The sequence below is a fragment of the Nonomuraea sp. NPDC050680 genome (assembly GCF_040654555.1).
Taxonomy (GTDB): Bacteria; Actinomycetota; Actinomycetes; order Streptosporangiales; family Streptosporangiaceae; genus Nonomuraea.
This window is the reverse complement of sequence record NZ_JBFAIF010000021.1, coordinates 103,516-121,448: the sequence shown is the minus strand read 5'-3', so window position 1 is coordinate 121,448 and position 17,933 is coordinate 103,516. Positions and strand designations below refer to the sequence as shown.

Below are 17,933 nucleotides of genomic sequence, written 5' to 3'. Positions count from 1 at the left end.
ACACTATCGCTGCCTGCGTGATAAAGCCAGACATGTGTGATCTGTGTCACAGCCTGCAGAGATCTACTTGAGCACATAACAGAAAATCCTTGATAGATCTCAATTTGTTCTGTTACGTTCCCATGAACGCGTGACAAGCACTCCGCGCATCAACCCCCCGGATCGCCTGTTACCTGCGCGTTCCTGGAAGGAGCCCCCGAGTCCGATGAGCACCGTCGCCGCCGCCCGCCCGCCCCGCATGCTCGCGCGCCTCGTCTGGCCCGTCGTGCTGGCGGCCCTCCTGGTCGCCATGGGCATGGACACCAGGTTCCTGTCCGGTAAAGAGGTCAGCGCGATCAACCCCGCGGCGTTCAACGCCAAGGACTTCGCCGCCGCCCAGTACCCCAAGATCGTGAGCGCCGTCGAGGCGAAGGCCGTGGATCTCAAGGAGGTGGCCACCGCGGTCGCCGCCGACCCCGCGGCCGCCGGCAAGAAATACGGCAACGTCGCGGGCACCGACAAGTACGCGATCCCGGTGCGCTTCACCGGCAAGGTCACCGAGACCGACGCGGGTCTCCTCACCGTCGATGTGGCGGGACTGCCCAAGGGCAGCGTGGTCCGCGTCGCGGTGGGCCAGGCCGCCAACGGCACCGCCCTGCGCGATGTCCCCGGCACCCTCAAGTTCAAGGACTTCCAGAACCAGACCGACTACCAGCAGGTGGCCAACGAGCTGAAGGCCAAGATGCTCGCGGAGGTCGCCGGCAAGGTCGACGCCTCCGCGGTGCGCGGCAAGAACGCGTCGGTGGTCGCCGTCTATGTCACCAACACCGGCCCGGAGGGCAGCTTCCTCGTCACACCGGTCAAGGTCGAGGTGGCGGGCTGATGTTCCAGGAAGGCGCGTCCGACGTCGTCCTGCGGGCGGTCGACATCACCAAGCGCTACGGTGCGACGCAGGCCCTCAAGGGGGTCAACTTCGAGGTCCACCGGGGCAAGGTCACCGTCCTGTTCGGCGAGAACGGGGCCGGCAAGTCGACGCTCATGAAGATCATCGCCGGCGTCGAATCGCCGACCTCCGGACACCTCGAACTCGACGGGCAGCGGATCGAGCTGCGCTCGCCCAACCAGGCGGTCGAGCAGGGCATCTCGATCATCCACCAGGAGCTCAACCTCTGCCCGAACATGAGCGTACGCGACAACATCTTCATCGGCCGCGAGCGCACGAGCATGTTCGGCACGGTGGACTACCGCGGCGAGCGCAAGGTCGTGCAGCGGCTCATGGAGCGGCTCGAGGAGGACATCGACCCCAACACCCTCGTCGCCGACCTCCGCATCGGGCAGCAGCAGATCGTCGAGATCGCCCGCGCCCTCGCGCTGGACGCCCGCATTCTGATCATGGACGAGCCCACCTCGGCGCTCAGCGCACCGGAGGCCGAGGTCCTGTTCAAGGTCATCAAGGACCTCACCGGCAACGGCGTGGCGATCGTCTACATCTCCCACCACCTGGAGGAGGCGATCGAGATCTCCGACCGGGCGGTCGTGTTCCGCGACGGCGAGTTGGTCGCCACCGCGAACGCGGCCGACATCGACCTGCCCTGGGTCGTCGCCAAGATGGTCGGCCGGGCCGCCGAGTACGACTTCCGCGACGCCGAACGGGACACCGGTGACGTCGCGCTGAGCATCAGGAACCTCAAAGTCGTCGACGCCTCCGGGGAGGGCCGCCTCGCCGTCAACGACGTCTCGCTGGAGGTCAGGCACGGCGAGATCGTCTGCCTGTACGGGCTCATGGGCGCCGGCCGGACCGAGCTGGTCGAGGCGCTGGCCGGCCGTGGGGGGATCGCCTCCGGCCGGGTGGAGCTCGGCGGCAGGGACCTGTCCGGCACCTCGATCCAGGAGCGGATCGAGCTCGGCATCGGCCTGGTCCCCGAGGACCGGCAGCGTGACGGGCTGGTCCAGTCGATGTCCGTCGGCCAGAACCTGTCCCTGTCGAGCCTGCTGGAGATGACGCGGTCCTTCGTGCTCTCCCGCTTCATCTCTCGCGGACGCGAGAGCGGCCGGATCCGGGACGGGATCTCCGAGGTCCGGGTGAAGACCGCCGGTCCCGGCGCGGCGATCACCTCGCTGAGCGGCGGGAACCAGCAGAAAGTGGTGATCGGCAAGATGCTGCTCACGGACCCGAAGGTGCTGCTGCTCGACGAGCCGACCCGCGGCATCGACGTCGGCGCCAAGGGCGAGATCTTCTCGCTGCTCTTCCGCGAGGCACGCAAGGGCCTCGCGGTCCTGTACGTGACCAGTGAGATCGGTGAGGCGATCACCGCCTCGCATCGCATCGTCGTGATGTCCAAGGGCCGCGTCGTCCGGGAGTTCGACCCGCGCAGGGCCTCACGTGAAGAGATCATGGCCGCCTCCGGAGAATCCGAGGTCGGCATCCAGCCGATGGGAACCGCCAGTGAGTGAGTTGAGCCAGACCGCCGTGAACACGGCGGCGCCACGCGCCCTCCGCAAGATCAACACCAGGGCTCTGATGATCGAGGGGCGCGCGCTGCTCGCGCTGCTCCTCATCGTGGTCGTCTTCTCGCTGCTGTCGCCCAACTTCCTCAGCGCCGACAACCTCATCATCATGACCCGCCACGTCGCGATGAACGCGATCCTGGCGATCGGGATGCTCCTGGTGATCCTCAACGGTGGCATCGACCTGTCGGTCGGCTCGATCGTCGGCCTGTCCGGCGTCATCGCCGGCATGCTGATCGAAGGGCTCGAGCTCAAAAGCCTTGACCTCTTCGTCTACCCCGCCGTCTGGGTCGTGATCGTCGTCTCGCTCGGCGTCGGCACCCTCGCCGGATGGGTGAACGGGGTGGTGGTGACCAGACTCAAGGTCGCGCCGTTCATCGCCACGCTCGGCATGCTGTACGTCGCCCGCGGCATAGCACTGCTGATCACGAACGGCACCCCCTTCTCCAAGCTCGGCGGGCAGGAGGGGCTGGGCAACACCGGCTTCCTCACCTTCCTCAAGAGCGCGCCCCTCGGGTTGCCCATGCCGGTCTGGGCGATGATCCTGTTCGCCGCGGTGTTCGCGGTGGTGCTCAGCAAGAGCCCGTTCGGCCGATGGCTCTACGCCACCGGCGGGAACGAGCGCGCGGCCGAGTTGTCCGGGGTCCCGGTCAAGAAGGTCAAGACCCGCATCTACGTCCTGTCCGGGCTGTGCGCGGCGGCCGTCGGCCTGCTCCTGACCGCGGATCTGTCCTCGGCCACCCCGGCGGCCGGCGAGTTCTTCGAGCTCAACGCCATCGCCGCCGTGGTGATCGGCGGTGCCGCGCTCTCGGGCGGCCGCGGCACGATCCGCGGCACCCTCATCGGCGCCTTCGTCATCGGCTTCCTCGTGGACGGCCTCGTCCTCGTCGGCGTCTCCCAGTTCTGGCAGCAGATCATCAAGGGCGCCGTGATCATCATCGCGGTCGCCCTGGACCAGCTCCAGCAGACCCTCCAGAAGCGCCGGTCCGCGAAGGCCGCGCTGTCACCCCCCAAGCCGTCGGAGCACGTGGCCGCCCAGGTGTGACCCGACGTACCTCGGGCGGCGCCGTGCGCCGTCTGCACTACCAGTGTTCGCGAAAGGCTCCACATGTTCCGAAAGATCGCCGCCATCGCAGCGACGGGTGTGATGGCACTCGGCCTCGCCGCCTGCGGCTCCTCAGGCTCCGGCACCGCCTCGGGCGCCGCCTCCAGCACCGCTCCCGCCTCGGCCGGCGGCTCCCAGGGCGGCACCATCGCCGTCATCACGGTGGACCTCGCCAACTCCTACTGGCAGGCGGAGGCGAACACCGCCAAGACCGAGATCGAGAAGGCCGGCTACAAGGCCACGGTCAACGCCCACGGGTCCGATCCCGACAAGCAGAACCAGTTGATCGACACCGCCATCAGCAACAAGGTCAAGGCCATCATCCTCGACCCGGCCGGTGCCGACGAGTCCGTGGCCGCCGTCCAGAAGGCGACCGACGCCGGCATCCCGGTGCTCCTCGTGAACGCCGAGATCTCCCAGCAGAAGATCGCCAAGTCGCAGATCATCTCCAACAACGCCCAGGGCGCCACGATCGGCGCCGAGGCCTGGGCGAAGGCGATGGACGGCAAGGGCAAGTACGTCGAACTGTTCGGCAACCCGACCGACAACAACGCCAAGGTGCGCTCCGACGGGTACGCCTCCGTCATCTCTGCCTACCCCGACCTCAAGAAGGTCGGCCAGGAGACGGCGAACTGGGACCGTGCCCAGGGCAAGGACAAGATGGAGGGCCTCCTGGCGGCCCACCCGGACATCACCGGCGTCATCGCCGGCAACGACGAGATGGCCCTCGGCGCGATCGAGGCCCTCACCGACGCCAAGAAGATCGACAAGGTCAAGGTGCTCGGCTTCGACGGGAACGCCGACGCGGTGGCGGCGGTGCGCGCCGGGACCATGGTGGCCACGGTGCTCCAGCCCATCGTCGAGGGCACGACGAACGCCGTCGCCCAGGCCGTCGAGTACCTCAAGAGCGGCAAGACCGGTGTCGCCGACGAGAAGCAGAGCATCGACTGCGTGCTCATCACCAAGGACAACGTCGACAAGTACAAGGCGCCGTTCGTCATGGACAAGTGACCGGCCGGCCTCCCGGGGCGCCACCCGCCGCGCCGCCGTCGCTCGCGGCGGCCGGCACGCACTCCCCGCGGTTGTGAGGATTCCGGCGCCGAGGCCGGAACCCGACATCCCTACCATCTGCCAGAAAGGATCTGATAGCGCATGCCGAACGGCCAGCTCAGCCCGGCGCGGCGCGCGGAAGCGTTGGTGCGACTGTCGCGCACGGAGTATGACGTCCTCGTCATCGGCGGCGGCGTCACCGGAGCCGGGGCCGCCCTGGACGCGGCCACTCGCGGGCTGGCCGTCGCCCTGGTCGAGATGCGCGACTACGCGGCCGGCACGTCGAGCCGATCGGGCAAGCTCATTCACGGGGGCCTGCGTTATCTCGAGCGGTTCGACTTCGGCCTCGTCCGTGAGTCGCTGCGCGAGCGCCGGCTGCTCCTGAAGGATCTCGCGCCGCACCTCGTCAAGCCCATCCGCTTCCTCTACCCGCTCCGCCGGCGGCTCTGGGAACGCGCCTACATGGGCGCCGGCCTGCTGCTCTACGACACCATCGGGGGCGCCGGCGCGGTTCCCCGCCACCGGCACCTGTCCCTGCGCGCGGTGCGGCGGCTCGCGCCCGGCATCAAGCAGAGCGGGCTGATCGGCGCGATCACCTTCTACGACACCCAGATCGACGACTCACGCCACACCCTGGAACTCGTACGCACTGCGGCGGCCCACGGCGCGGAGGTGGCCTCCGCCGTCAAGATCGTCGGACTGAGCGTGTCCGACGGCGCCGTCCGCGGCGCGCAGGCGCAGGATCTGGAGACCGGGGAGACCTTCACCATCCGCGCCAAGCACGTGGTCAACGCCGCCGGCGTCTGGACGGACGGGCTGACGAGGCTCGCGGGCGGTCGGCCCGGCTTCAGCGTGAAGGCGTCCAAGGGCGTCCACATCATGGTGCCGCGAGAGCGGATCCGCAGCGACGTCTCGCTCTTCGTCCGAGCCGAGGACAGCGTCCTGTTCGTACGGAGCTGGGGCCGCCACTGGTTGATCGGCACCACGGACACGCCGTGGACGGCCGGGCTCGACCATCCGGCGGCGACCTCGAAGGACATCGACTACCTGCTGCGCAATGTGAACGCCGCGCTGGAGAGCGAGCTGACCCGCGACGACGTCGACGGGGTCTTCGCCGGGCTCCGCCCGCTCATCCGCGGCGAGGCCGGTACGACGAGCGGGCTCAGCCGGGAGCACGCGGTGGAGACGTCCGTCCCCGGGTTCACCACGATCGCGGGCGGCAAGTACACCACTTACCGGGTCATGGCCAAGGACGCGATCGACGAGGCGGTGAAGGGGCTCGGCCGCGAGGTGCCTCCGTCGCGTACCCGGAGCGTCCCGCTGATCGGCGCCGTCGGCTACGCCGAGACCAGGGCGCGCGGGGCCCGCCTCGCCGCGTCCGCCGGTCTCACCGAGGCCAGGATCGATCACCTCCTCGGCCGCTACGGCTCGCTCACCGAGGACCTGCTCGACATGATCGTCGAACGGCCGGAACTCGGACGGCCCATCGACGGCGCGCCGGACTACCTGCTCGCCGAGGCGGTGTACGCCGTTACGCACGAGGGCGCGCTCCACCTCGACGACGTCCTGACCCGGCGTACCCACATCTCGATCGAGACGCGCGACCGGGGTGCCGCCGCCGCGCGCGCGGTCGCCCCGGTGGTTGGCGCGGCGCTCGGATGGGACGCCGAGCGGGTGAGCGGTGAGCTCGACTTCTACCTCGCCCGGATCGAGGCGGAACTGGCCTCCCAGAGACTGCCCGACGACGAGTCGGCCGTGGCGGCCCGGGAGATCGTCAGGGACCCGCGGCTACGCGTGGCGGACGGCGAGAGACTATGACGAATCTTGAAAGTGTCCCCCTCGTCCCCCACGCCGAAAGAGCCCCCGTGCGAAAGAACAAGGCTCGTCAGAACCAGATCGCCGACCTCATCCTGGGGGAGGGGTCGATGACCGCGCAGGACCTCGCCGAGATGTTCGGCGTCAGCGTCATGACGATCCACCGCGACCTCGACGAGCTCGAGCGGCAGGGCGTCCTGCGCAAGGCGCGCGGCGTCGCGACCGCCCTGCCGAGCGGCGTCTTCGAGGCCCGCGTGGCCTTCCGGCACGCGACCGCCATCGAGCACAAGCGCCGCATCGCCCAGGCCGCGCTGCGTCACGTCGAACCCGGCATGTCCCTGATGCTCGACGACTCCACGACCGTCCTGCACATGGTCCCCGGCCTCGCGGAGTTCGCGCCGCTGCACGTCGCCACGAACTTCATGGCCGCGCTCAGGGATCTGACCGCCCTGCCGGACATCCGCGTCATCGGGATCGGCGGCGACTACGACCCGCTGCACGACTCCTTCCAGGGCATGCACGCCATCGAGGTCATCAAGGCCATCCACGCCGACGTGCTGTTCATGTCGACCTCGGCCGTCGCGGCCGGCCACGCCTACCACCAGGAGGAGCGCATCGTGGCGTTCAAGCGCGCGATGATCGGGTCCGCTTCGGCCCGGTACCTGCTGGTGGACAGCAGCAAGCTGGACAAGACCGCACTGCACGGACTGGCTCCCCTGTCCGTTTTCGACCGTGTGATCACTGACTCCGAGGCGAGCCCGCAGGCGCTCGACGCCCTGGAGGCGGCCGGAGCGACCGTGGAGGTGGCCTCATGACCAACGCCCAGACCATCGAGGGGGTCGTCTTCGACCTCGACGGTGTGATCATCGAGAGCGAGCACCTCTGGGAGGAGGTCTGGCGCGACTTCTCCGAGTCCCGGGGGCTCCCGTGGGAGCTGTCCGACACCCTGGCCGTCCAGGGCATGAGCTCGATCGAGTGGGCCGGCTACCTGGCCGGCCACGTCGGCGCCCCAGGTGACGCCGAGGTGGCCCGCGACTACTGCGTGACCGGGCTGGTCGGCCGCATCCGGCGAGGTGAGGCCGAGCTCCTGCCCGGCGCGCGGGAGCTGGTCACCAGCGTGAGCGCCCGGGTGCCCATCGCGCTGGCGTCGTCGGCCGCCCGCCAGGCCATCGACGCGGTGCTCGACCATCACGACCTGGCCGGCCTGTTCACCGCGACCGTGTCCAGCGAGGAGGTGCCTCGCGGCAAGCCGAGCCCTGACGTCTACCTCGAGGCCGTCGCCCTGCTCGGGATCAGCCCGGACCACGGCCTGGCGGTGGAGGACTCCAGCAACGGCATCCGGGCCGCGTACGCCGCCGGCCTGCTCGTCGTCGGGATTCCGAACGCCACCTACCCCCCGAAACCGGAGGCGGCGGCACTGGCGGACCACCTGGCCGCCGACCACGTGGACGCGCGTGAGTTCATCCTCGCGCGGCTGGCCGAGGGAGCACGCCGGTGACCAAGATCTACAACGACCCCGCCGAGTTCAAGAACGAGGTCATCAACGGCTTCGCCCTCGCCTACCCGGACTATGTGCGCCAGGTGCCCGGCGCCTCCGGCTTCATCCGGGCGGCCGGTCCGCGCGCGGGCAAGGTCAGCCTCGTCGTCGGCGGTGGATCGGGTCACTACCCGTCCTACTCGGGGGTCACCGGTGTCGGGTTCGCTGACGGAGCCGTACTCGGCGACGTCTTCACCTCGCCCTCGACCGAGCAGGTCTATCGGGTCGCGCGCGCCGCTCACGGCGGCGCCGGCCTGGTCCTGGCCTTCGGCAACTACGCCGGTGACCGGCTGAACTTCGCCGCCGCGGCGGATCGCCTGCGCGCGGAGGGAGTGGACGTCCGCATCGTGTACGTGACCGACGACATCGCCTCCGCGCCCGCCGCCGAGGCGGACAAGCGACGCGGGATCGCCGGCACGTTCACCGTCTACAAGATCGGGGGTGCCGCGGCGGAGCGCGGCGACGACCTCGGCACGGTGGAGAGGATCATGCGCGCGGCGAACGCCCGCACGTTCTCGTTCGGCGTCGCCTTCGCCGGCTGCACCTTCCCGGGGCAGCCGAGCCCGCTGTTCGCCGTGGCCGAGCGGAAGATGGACTTCGGGCTGGGCATCCACGGCGAGCCAGGCGTCCGGTCCGACGCCTGGATGCCGGCGGCGGACATCGCCGCCGCGCTGGTGGCGCCGCTCCTCGCCGAGCGTCCGGAGGGCGCGCGCCGCGCCGCCGTGCTCCTCAACGGTCTCGGGGCCACCAAGTACGAGGAGCTGTTCCTACTCTGGAACAACGTGCGGCCGCTGCTCCTCGACGCCGGCGTCGAGCCGGTCATGCCGGAGGTCGGCGAGCTCGTCACGAGTCTGGACATGGCGGGCTGCTCGCTCTCGATCACCTGGCTGGACGACGAACTCGACGAGCTCTGGCGGGCCCCGGCACAGACGCCCGCCTTCCGCCGGGGCAACGCCCCCACCGCGACCTTCGAACGCTACGCCGTCTCGGGAGGGGCCGCCGAGGTGGGCCAGGCCCTGGTGGCGGGGACGGCCGCGCAGGCCGGCCCCGACTCGGAGCGCGCCGCCGTCGTCGTCAGGGACGCGCTGCGCGCCATGACCGCCGTCGTGGTCGAGCATGAGGACGAGCTGGCCCGGATCGACGCGGTCGCCGGCGACGGCGACCACGGCTCCGGCATGGTGCGCGGGCTGCGCGCCGCTGAGGAGGCCGCCGAGGCGGCCGGGGGCGGCGTCGAGACCGTGCTCACGGCCGCCGCGAGCGCCTTCGGCGACCGGGCCGGCGGCACCTCCGGGGTGCTGTGGAGCCTGTTCCTGCGCACGATCGGGCAGTCGCTCGGCAACGACGAGGCCGTCGAGCCGGCGCGGCTGGCCCGGGCCGTGCGGCGGGGCGCGGAGGCGATGAAGGACTTCGGCGGGGCCGAACTCGGCGACAAGACCATGCTCGACGCCGTCTTCCCGTTCGCCGACGCCCTCGACGCGCAGCTCGACGAGGGCTCCGCGCTCGCCGAGGCGTGGGCCGCGGCGGCCCGCTCGGCGGTCGAGGCGGCCGTGGCCACCTCGCATCTCGTGCCCAAAGTCGGCCGGGCCCGTCCTCTCGCCGAGCGCAGCATCGGCTCCCCGGACGCGGGCGCGACCTCCATGGGACTCATCCTCACCGTCGTCGGCGACGCGCTCGCCCGGCACCGCGGCTGACCCCTTACCTGAGAAAAGTACGAAGGAGACGACTGCTCATGGTTTTCAAACGCTGGCGTATGGCGATCGGCTGCGACGTCGCCGGGCTCGCCTACAAGGAGATGATCCTCGCGGATCTCCAGGACGACGACCGGGTGGAGTCGGTCCGCGATCTCGGCGTCCACGCCTCGGACCCGGAGAGCGAGTCCTACGGCGAGGTCGGCATCAGGCTCGCCGAGCTCGTCGCGGCGGGGGAGATCGACAGGGGCGTCCTGATCTGCGGCACCGGCATCGGCATGGCCATCAGCGCCAACAAGGTGCCCGGCGTGCGCGCCACGGTCGCCCACGACTCCTTCAGCGCCGAGCGGTCGATTCTTTCCAACAACTGCCAGGTGCTCGCGCTCGGCCAGCGCGTGATCGGGCCCGAGCTGGCGCGCCGCCTGGTCAAGGAGTGGCTCGGCTACGAGTTCGACAGCTCCTCGCCGTCGAATGAGAAGGTCGTGGTCATCACCCGCTACGAGGAACGTACCGCGAGCTAGGGATCCGTCCCCGGGTTGGCGCAGCCACGAGAAGCGAAGGAGCGAAGGAGCATGGCCATCCTGTGCGTCGACGCGGGCACCACCATGGTCAAGGCGGTGCTGTTCGACGAGGAGGGGCGCGAGCTGCAGGTAGCCCGGCAGGCGACGCGGGTCCGGAGACCTGAGCCGGGCTTCAGCGAGCAGGACATGTACGGCGTCTGGGACGCGGTCGTGTACACGATCCGGTCTGTCGTCCACGGCTGCCGCGAGCCGGTGCGGATGCTCGCGTTCACCGGGCAGGGGGACGGATGCTGGCTGGTGGGGCCCGACGGCCGCCCCACGGGTCCGGCCATTCTGTGGAACGACGGACGGGCCGCCGACATCATCGACCGCTGGGAGGCCGGCGGGGTGCTCGACGACGCCTTCCGGATCAACGGGAACTACGGCTTCGCCGGTACCTCCGGTGCCATCCTCACGTGGTTGCGCGCCAACGACCGGGAGCGGCTCGACACCTCCCACAAGGCGCTCTACTGCGGCGGCTGGCTGTTCCTGCGGCTCACCGGCGAGTACGCGGCCGAGGAGTCCGACGCCGCCTCGCCGTTCCTCGACATCCGCGAGCGCGCCTACTCACCGGAGATCCTCGACCTCCTCGGCATGCCCTGGGCCGAACGCCTCCTGCCCGCCGTCCGTGGCGACGGCGATCGGATCGGCGAGCTGCAGGCCCTGGCGGCGGCGGAACTGCGGCTCCCGGCCGGCCTGCCGGTGGTCATGGCGCCGTTCGACATCCCGGCCACGGCGCTCGGCATCGGGGCCGTCACCTCGGGCCAGACCTGCACGATCCTCGGGACCACCCTCTCCACCGGGACGCCCGTCGCCACGGCGGACACCTCCGGCGCACCGGCCGGGATGACCCTGCCCTCCGGCGTGCCGGGTGGATACCTGCGCTCCCTCGCCGCCATGGCCGGGGTCGAGGCCATCGGCTGGGGGATGAAGCTGATCGGCCTGGACGAGCCCAATTGGATCTCCGACCTCGCGCGGACCACCGATCCGGGCGCGGACGGCATCTTCTTCCACCCCTACCTCAGCCCCGCGGGCGAGCGCGCCCCGTTCCGGGACACCCGGGCCCGCGGCTCGATGAGCGGGCTCACCTTCGAGCACACCCGGGCCCACATCGCGCGCGCCATGCTGGAGGGGATGAGCTATGTCGTACGCGAATGCCTGGAGTTCTCGGGCGCGCCCGCCACGGAGCTGCGGATCACGGGTGGCGGCGCGAACAGTGACTTCTGGTGTCAGCTGCTCGCCGACGTCACCGGCGTGCCCGCGCTGCGATCCGCCGACTCCGAGATCGGGGCCAGGGGGGCGTTCGTCACCGCGCTCGTCGCCTCCGGCGCCGAGCCCTCCGTGCCGGCCGCGGTGAAACGGCACGTGGTGCCGCGCGACGTCTTCGAGCCCGACGAGAAGCGGTCCGCGCTGTACGACGAGCTGTACGGCGACTTCCTGGCCATCCGCGAGGGAGTGATGAACGACTGGGGCCGCTTGGCCGTGTCCCGCGCCCGCCACCGGCCGGCCGGCCCGGGCGCGGACTCCGGCGCGGCGGCTCAGGCGGTCCAGGCCGGGTTGCGGCCCAGGTAGCGGAGGAGCTCCGCGACCTCGCCGTCGCCCGGCTCGGCGGGCACCACCGCGGCGTAGGCGCCCCACTGGCGCAGCGGCTCGACGATGGCCTTCGCCACCGGCAGCAGTTCCCTGGCCAGCTCCGGGGTCAGCGGTGAGGACTGTCCGGTGGCCACGGCGATGTCCCAGGCGTGCACCGCCGCGTCGAGCGCGCAGGCGCCCGCGCCGAGCGCCGGTGCCATCGTGTTCGGCGGCACCGGGACGGGCACCTGCTCGGCGTTCTTGTCGACACCGGCCCAGGCCCTGGCCGAGCGCTCCATCGCGGCCTCCGCGTACGCCCGGGGGTCCTCGGTCAGCTCGCCCGTCGGCTCGAACGGGTTCTCGGCGGGACCCGGCTCGCCGGTCAGGAAGGCGGCGAAGCCCACCTGGTCGCCCGCGGCGTGCTGGAGCACCTGGGTGACGTTCCACTTCGCGCAGGGGGTCGGGAAGCCCCAGCCGCCGGCGGGGACGCCGGCCACGGCCTGGCGGAGCGCCTGGTGCGCGGCGTCGAGTACGTCCCAGCCGGTCGTCATGTTGTCGCTCATGAGGGGTCCTTCCGTTCGTTCCGGTGTGTCTCCATAATATCAGAACGGAATGCTTTGTTCCAGTCCGAGAATGAGCATGTCCAGCGCGCGCTCGAAGTCGGTGGCGGGGTCGGTCGGGGGGATGTTCCGTAGCAGTCTGCTGAAATGAGGGAGCTGGGCCGGGTCCATCTCCTGGATGTAGACGCCGACCTGCTTCCGTCCCGCGTGCTCGCCGGCGTCGCCGTGGAACCCTCCGGTGGACAGCAGCAGCGACCCGAAGATCAGGCTGTTCACCGCGCCGAGCGCGCGCCACACGGCCGCGTCGTCGAAGCCGGCCTCGTACAGGGCGCCGACCACGGTGTCGAGCGGGGCCAGCGCCCGTACGGTGGTCGGGTTGGACTGGTCGGTCAGCAACGCCATCGGCACCACGGGGGAGCGGGCGAACACCTCGTACATGTGCAGCGCCACGGTCCGGAGCCGCTGCGGCCACGGCAGTGCCGGGTCGGGTAGCTCGACCTGGTCGAAGGCCCGCTCCGCCAGGCCGTCCAGAATGTCGGCCTTGTTGGAGACGTGGTTGTAGAGCGACATCGCCTCGACGCCGAGCGCCTTCGCCAGCCGTCGCATGGACAGTCCTTCGAGGCCCTCTTTCGTGGCCAATTCCAGGGCCGCGTCCAGGATCTTCCCCCTGTTCAGCGGCTCGCGCCGTGCCATCTCCCACTCCTCCTGCCGTAGGGCTCCGGTTGACAGAGCTTACGGTGTATGTATGTACTTACGGCGTAAGCATACACCGTAAGTGGGGAGATTCCGTGAACGCGGACGTACTGATCGTCGGTGGCGGACCGGTCGGCCTGTTGCTGGCCTGTGAGCTGAAGCTGGCGGGGGTGGACCCGCTGGTGCTGGAGGCGGCTGCCGGCCAGGAACGGATCACGCGCAGCCTCGGGATGCGCTCGCTCAACGCGCGCACCCTCCACACGCTGGGCCTGCGCGGGCTGGTGGAGCCGCTGGCCGAAGCGCAGTGGGCGCTGTTCGACGAGCTGAGGGCCGGTCGCGAGCCCGCCGAGGGGGACATCGTCGACGGGCTGGTGTACATGCTCAAGCAGGGTATGAGCGGTGGGCACTTCAGCGGCCTGCCGCTGATCGGCGAGGCAGGCAATCGGGTTCCCGAGATGCTCATGCTCAAGCAGCACCAGCTGGAGCGGGTCCTGGCCGAGCACGCGGCCGGGCTCGGCGTCGAGGTCCGGTCCGGATGCCGGGTCGCCGAGATCGCCGACGAGGGCGACGGCGTGGTGGCCACGCTCGCGGACGGCCGGGTCGTACGGGCCGGGTACCTGGTGGGGTGCGACGGCGGCCGGAGCCTCGTGCGCAAGCAGTCCGGCATCCCGTTCACCGGCACATCCGCGACCATGACCGGGCGCACCGCCGTGGCCGAACTGGCCGACCCCGGCGCGCTCACCTCGTCCCTGCGCGCCCCCGGCGGTCTGGTGAACCTGTCGCTGGTGCCGGGGGAGGTCGCCACCATCGAGTTCGACGGTGGCCCCGCCGAGCGGGACGCGCCGGTCACCGCCGAGGAGATGCAGGCGAGCATCCGGCGGGCGAGTGCCACGGACGCGGTCGTCCTCAGCCTGGAGACCGGCATCCGCTACAGCGACAACACCCGCCACGCCGAGACGTACCGCCAGGGGCGCATCCTGCTCGCCGGGGACGCGGCGCACGTCCACTCGCCGATCGGCGGCCAGGGCCTCAACCTCGGCCTCCAGGACGCGGCCAACCTGGGCTGGAAGCTCGCCCTGGTGGTCCGCGGCCAGGCACCCGAACGGCTCCTGGACACCTACACCGCCGAGCGGCACCCGGTAGCGGCCCGCGTCCTGCGCAACACCAGGGCCCAGGTCGCCCTGATGCGGCCGGGACCGCAGGTCGACGCGCTGCGCGAGGTGTTGTCCGAGGCGCTGGAGCTCCCCGAGACCCGGGCGCACTTCATCGCCATGGCCAACGGCACGGACATCGACTACGCGCCGGACACGCCACACTCGCTGGTCGGGCGGTTCGTGCCGGACTGGGAGCTGGTCGGGCGGTTCGTGCCGGACCGGGAGATCGAGGGCTCGGGCAGCGAGGGAGTGGACAGCGAGGGAGTGGGGTGGGTCAGGGAGTCGCTGGGGGATGGCCGCGGTCTGCTGCTCGACCTCGCGGGCTCACCGGAGACCCGGGCGGCCGTGAAAGGCCGCGGCGACCACGTCCGCGTGGTGGCAGGCGCCGTGGACCAAGTCGACGCGGCCGCCGTACTCGTACGTCCTGACGGTTACGTCGCCTGGGCCGGTACGCAAGCCGGTCTCGCCGAGGCCCTCTACGCCTGGTTCGGGGCCGGTTAGGTCAGTAGCCGGGTCAGCACGCGGGTCCCGAACTCCAGCCCCTCCACCGGCACCCGCTCGTCCTTCCCATGGAACATCCCGAAGTAGTCCAGATCGGGCCGCAGCATGAGCGGCGCGAAACCGTACCCCTTGATGCCGATCGTGGCGAACGACTTGGCGTCGGTGCCGCCGCTCATCACGTACGGCACCGGCCGGGCGAGCGGGTCCTCGGCCACGAGCGAGCCCGCGAGCGAGTCGAAGAACGACGAGGGGTACGGCGCGTCCGGCGCGTCCTCAAGATTGACGAACTCCCTGGTGATCTTCGGCCCCAGCAGCTCGTCCATGGTCGCCAGGAACTCCTCCTGGAGCCCCGGCAGGTAGCGGCCGTCCACGTGCGCGTGGGCCGTGGACGGCACGACGTTCACCTTGTAGCCCGCGTCGAGCATCGTCGGGTTGGCCGAGTTGCGGATCTGCGCCCTGAACAGGTGGCCGAGCGCGCCCAGCCGGGTCGCCTCCGCATCGAGGCGGTCGAGGTCGATCGGCCGGCCGGTGATCTCCGACAGGCTCTGGAGCAGCGCCGAGACCGACGGCGTCAGGCGTACCGGCCACTGGTGGGCGGCCACCCGCGACAGGGCGTGCACCAGCGTCGCGACCGGGTTGTCCACTGCGGGCCGGGAGCCGTGGCCGGCCACGCCGTGGGCGGTGAGCTTCATCCAGGCGGTGCCGCGCTCGCCCACGGCGATCGGGTAGACCCGGTGGTCGCCGGCGGCGACGCTGAAGCCGCCGGACTCACTGATCGCCTCCGTCACGCCGTCGAACAGCTCCCGGTGCTCGGTGACGGCGTGCCGCGAGCCGTAGTCGCCCGTCGCCTCCTCATCCGCCAGGAACGCCAGCACCAGGTCGCGCTTGGGACGCAGGCCGCGCGCCGCCATGCCGAGCACGGCCGAGAGCGTCATCGCGCACGACCCCTTCATGTCGACCGCGCCCCTGCCGTAGACGCAGCCGTCGGCGATCTCGCCCGAGAACGGGTGCATCCGCCACTCGGCCGGGTCGGCGGGCACCACGTCGAGGTGGCCGTGGACGAGCAGCGCGTCGCGGGAGTCGCCGTCGATCCTGGCGACCACGGTCGTCCGCTTCGGCGCCGACTCGAACACCACCGGCTCCAGCCCGGCCTCGGCCAGCAGCGTGGCCACGTACTCGGCGGCCGGGCGCTCGCCGGACCCCGGGTTGGAGGTGTCGAACCTGATCAGGTCCGAGCAGATCTCGCCGACGCTCTTCACGACCGTCCCTTCAGCTTGAGCGGTGCCACCTCGGGCGTCTCGAACCCGAAGATCAGTCCATAGAATGCCAGCTCGGCCTCCAGCACCGCGACGATGGTCTCCTCCCGGCGCCAGCCGTGCTGCTCGCCGGCGAAGGTGAGCAGGGCCCACTGTTTGCCGTGCCGGTCCAGCTCGGCGACGAACCGCTCGGCCTGGCCCACGTCCACGATCGCGTCCTCCAGACCGTGCAGCATCAGGCATGGTCCGGACGCCCGCGCGGCGTGCAGCAGCGGCGAGCGGTCGGTATAACGCCGGCGGGTCTCGGGCAGCGGCCCGATCAGCCCGTCGAGGTAGCGCGACTCGAAGTCGTGCGTCTCGGCCGCCCAGCTCTCCGGATCGGTGATCGCGTAGTGCGCGACGCCGCCCGCGAACACGTCGCTGTGCACCAGCGCCGCGACCGTGGTCCAGCCACCGGCGCTGCCGCCGCGGATCGCGATCTTGGCGGCGTCGGCCCGGCCCAGCTCGACCAGCCCGCGCGCCACCTTCGCGCAGTCGGCCACGTCGACCACGCCCCACTGGTGCCGCAGCCGCTCGCGGTAGGCCCGGCCGTAGCCGGTGGAGCCGCCGTAGTTCACCTCCGCCACGCCGAGGCCCCGGCTGGTGAAGTAGGCGACCTCCAGGTCGAGGGTCATCGTGAAGCTGCCGGTGGGCCCGCCGTGCGCGAAGACCACGTACGGCGCGGGCCCCTGAACTCCGCTCGGGTGGTACAGGTGCGCGTGCACGCCCTCGATGGTCATCGTCTCGGGCGTCGGCAGCAGTGCCCGGTCGGGCAGCGGCTTCGGCGCCGACACCGCCTCGTGCGCGCCGCCGTCGAGGTCGACCACGGTCACCCGCGCGGGCGTGTACGGAGTGGCGGACACCGCCACCGCCTTGCCCCCTGCCGCCGAGATCGTCGGCGCCCAGTACGTCGCCGCGCCGCCGATCTCGCGCAGGTCACCGCTCTCCAGGTCCAGCACGCTCAGAAGGCGGCGGTCGGGGGTGCCGTGCACGAGCACCAGGCGGTCGCCGGCGATCGCGAAGTAGGTGCTGCCGGGCTTCCAGGGCGCGGTGCCGACCTCGGACGCCATCGGGGTGAGGTTGCGGGCGCCGGAGCCGTCGCGGGCGACGAGGTGGATGTTCCACCAGCCGGTCGGGTCGGTGACCGCGTACAGGGTGTGCTCGTCGCGCCACTCGGCCTGGATCACGGACTCCGCCGGGCCGCCCGCGATCACCTGGTACGGCCCGGCGGTGCCGTCCTCGTCGAGAGGGGCCACGCAGAGTTCGGTGCCGTCCCAGGGCATGTTCGGGTGGTCCCAGCCGATCCAGGCGACATAGCGGCCGCCGGGGGAAATGCGGGGGTTCATCAGGAAATGTTGGGCTTTAGTGATCACTCTGAGGGGGCCGCCGCCGAGTGGCACGGCGACCAGGTCGCGCACGTCGTCCAGTTCGCGCACGGCCCACACCTCGTCCCGGCCGGGCGGCAGGTAGAGGTCGGCGTAGCGCGCCGTCCCCTCCGGCGTGAGCGCCACGGGCTCCCCAGCAACGGGCTCCCCAGCAACGGGCTCGCCGGTCGCGGGCTGCCCGACTACGGGCTGTTCGACTACGGGTGGTCCGGCTGCGGGTTCGCCGGTCGTGGGTGGGCCGTCCAGGCGGTAGACGCACTGGTCGGACCAGTTGGTGAAGACCAGGCCGCCGCCGGGCAGCGGGCGCCAGGACCGCCCGCCGTACTCGACCACGCGGTTGCGCGCGTTCCACCCCTCAGGCAGAGCGTCGACCAGGGAGCCGTCCGGCAGGCGGCGTACCACGCAGCGCCGGCCGCCCTCGTGCGGGCGTGGCTCGTCCCACCAGACCTCCGGTCCGGCGGGCGTGGCGACGGCCTCCACCCACTGGGGGCCGCCATCGGTACGGGCCACGTCGATCGGTCGAATACTCAT

Annotated in this window: 15 protein-coding genes; 11 read left to right on the top strand and 4 right to left on the bottom strand. The window is 71.0% G+C overall.

Annotated features, from left to right (window positions below):
- Positions 1–205 precede the first annotated feature (205 nt).
- From AB0H88_RS42560 to AB0H88_RS42515, 10 genes are all read left to right on the top strand, one after another.
- Positions 206–862, top strand: a complete 657-nt coding sequence (locus AB0H88_RS42560) for a DUF2291 family protein (protein WP_357654348.1) — start codon at positions 206–208, stop codon at positions 860–862.
- On the top strand, positions 862–2,433 hold the full coding sequence (locus tag AB0H88_RS42555; RefSeq protein ID WP_357654346.1) for a sugar ABC transporter ATP-binding protein: 1,572 nt from the start codon (positions 862–864) through the stop codon (positions 2,431–2,433). The genes AB0H88_RS42560 and AB0H88_RS42555 overlap by 1 nt, the downstream gene beginning before the upstream one ends.
- Positions 2,426–3,532, top strand: a complete 1,107-nt coding sequence (locus tag AB0H88_RS42550; RefSeq protein ID WP_357654344.1) for an ABC transporter permease — start codon at positions 2,426–2,428, stop codon at positions 3,530–3,532. Before AB0H88_RS42555 ends, AB0H88_RS42550 begins: the two co-directional genes overlap by 8 nt.
- A 63-nt stretch (positions 3,533–3,595) precedes the next feature.
- Positions 3,596–4,603 (top strand): D-ribose ABC transporter substrate-binding protein, encoded by a 1,008-nt coding sequence (locus AB0H88_RS42545; RefSeq protein WP_357654342.1) that lies wholly within the window; start codon positions 3,596–3,598, stop codon positions 4,601–4,603.
- A 141-nt stretch (positions 4,604–4,744) separates the two neighbouring features.
- Positions 4,745–6,460, top strand: coding sequence for a glycerol-3-phosphate dehydrogenase/oxidase (locus tag AB0H88_RS42540; RefSeq protein ID WP_357654340.1), 1,716 nt, complete (start codon positions 4,745–4,747; stop codon positions 6,458–6,460).
- Between the two features lie 47 nt (positions 6,461–6,507).
- On the top strand, positions 6,508–7,272 hold the full coding sequence (locus AB0H88_RS42535; protein WP_357654338.1) for a DeoR/GlpR family DNA-binding transcription regulator: 765 nt from the start codon (positions 6,508–6,510) through the stop codon (positions 7,270–7,272).
- Positions 7,269–7,955 (top strand): HAD family phosphatase, encoded by a 687-nt coding sequence (locus AB0H88_RS42530; RefSeq protein ID WP_357654336.1) that lies wholly within the window; start codon positions 7,269–7,271, stop codon positions 7,953–7,955. Before AB0H88_RS42535 ends, AB0H88_RS42530 begins: the two co-directional genes overlap by 4 nt.
- Positions 7,952–9,685, top strand: coding sequence for a dihydroxyacetone kinase family protein (locus AB0H88_RS42525; protein WP_357654335.1), 1,734 nt, complete (start codon positions 7,952–7,954; stop codon positions 9,683–9,685). The genes AB0H88_RS42530 and AB0H88_RS42525 overlap by 4 nt, the downstream gene beginning before the upstream one ends.
- A 38-nt stretch (positions 9,686–9,723) precedes the next feature.
- Positions 9,724–10,203 carry an RpiB/LacA/LacB family sugar-phosphate isomerase gene (locus AB0H88_RS42520; protein ID WP_357654333.1) on the top strand — a complete coding sequence of 160 codons (480 nt, stop codon included), beginning with the start codon at positions 9,724–9,726 and terminating at the stop codon, positions 10,201–10,203.
- A 51-nt stretch (positions 10,204–10,254) separates the two neighbouring features.
- Positions 10,255–11,814, top strand: coding sequence for an FGGY-family carbohydrate kinase (locus tag AB0H88_RS42515; protein WP_357654331.1), 1,560 nt, complete (start codon positions 10,255–10,257; stop codon positions 11,812–11,814).
- On the opposite strand, the gene AB0H88_RS42510 is transcribed toward AB0H88_RS42515, so the two are convergent.
- Both AB0H88_RS42510 and AB0H88_RS42505 read right to left on the bottom strand, forming a co-directional pair.
- On the bottom strand, positions 11,781–12,377 hold the full coding sequence (locus AB0H88_RS42510; RefSeq protein WP_357654329.1) for a TIGR03086 family metal-binding protein: 597 nt from the start codon (positions 12,375–12,377) through the stop codon (positions 11,781–11,783). The genes AB0H88_RS42515 and AB0H88_RS42510 overlap by 34 nt on opposite strands.
- A 39-nt stretch (positions 12,378–12,416) precedes the next feature.
- Positions 12,417–13,067: a TetR family transcriptional regulator gene (locus tag AB0H88_RS42505; RefSeq protein ID WP_357654327.1), complete on the bottom strand. Its 651-nt coding sequence runs from the start codon at positions 13,065–13,067 to the stop codon at positions 12,417–12,419.
- Between the two features lie 95 nt (positions 13,068–13,162).
- Between AB0H88_RS42505 and AB0H88_RS42500 the strand changes: the two genes are divergently transcribed.
- On the top strand, positions 13,163–14,722 hold the full coding sequence (locus AB0H88_RS42500; RefSeq protein WP_357654325.1) for an FAD-dependent monooxygenase: 1,560 nt from the start codon (positions 13,163–13,165) through the stop codon (positions 14,720–14,722).
- Here the strand turns inward: AB0H88_RS42500 and AB0H88_RS42495 are convergent.
- Positions 14,719–15,981 carry a M20/M25/M40 family metallo-hydrolase gene (locus tag AB0H88_RS42495; RefSeq protein WP_357654323.1) on the bottom strand — a complete coding sequence of 421 codons (1,263 nt, stop codon included), beginning with the start codon at positions 15,979–15,981 and terminating at the stop codon, positions 14,719–14,721. The two genes, AB0H88_RS42500 and AB0H88_RS42495, sit on opposite strands and share 4 nt — an antisense overlap.
- Positions 15,978–17,933 carry a prolyl oligopeptidase family serine peptidase gene (locus AB0H88_RS42490; RefSeq protein WP_357654321.1) on the bottom strand — a complete coding sequence of 652 codons (1,956 nt, stop codon included), beginning with the start codon at positions 17,931–17,933 and terminating at the stop codon, positions 15,978–15,980. The genes AB0H88_RS42495 and AB0H88_RS42490 overlap by 4 nt, the downstream gene beginning before the upstream one ends.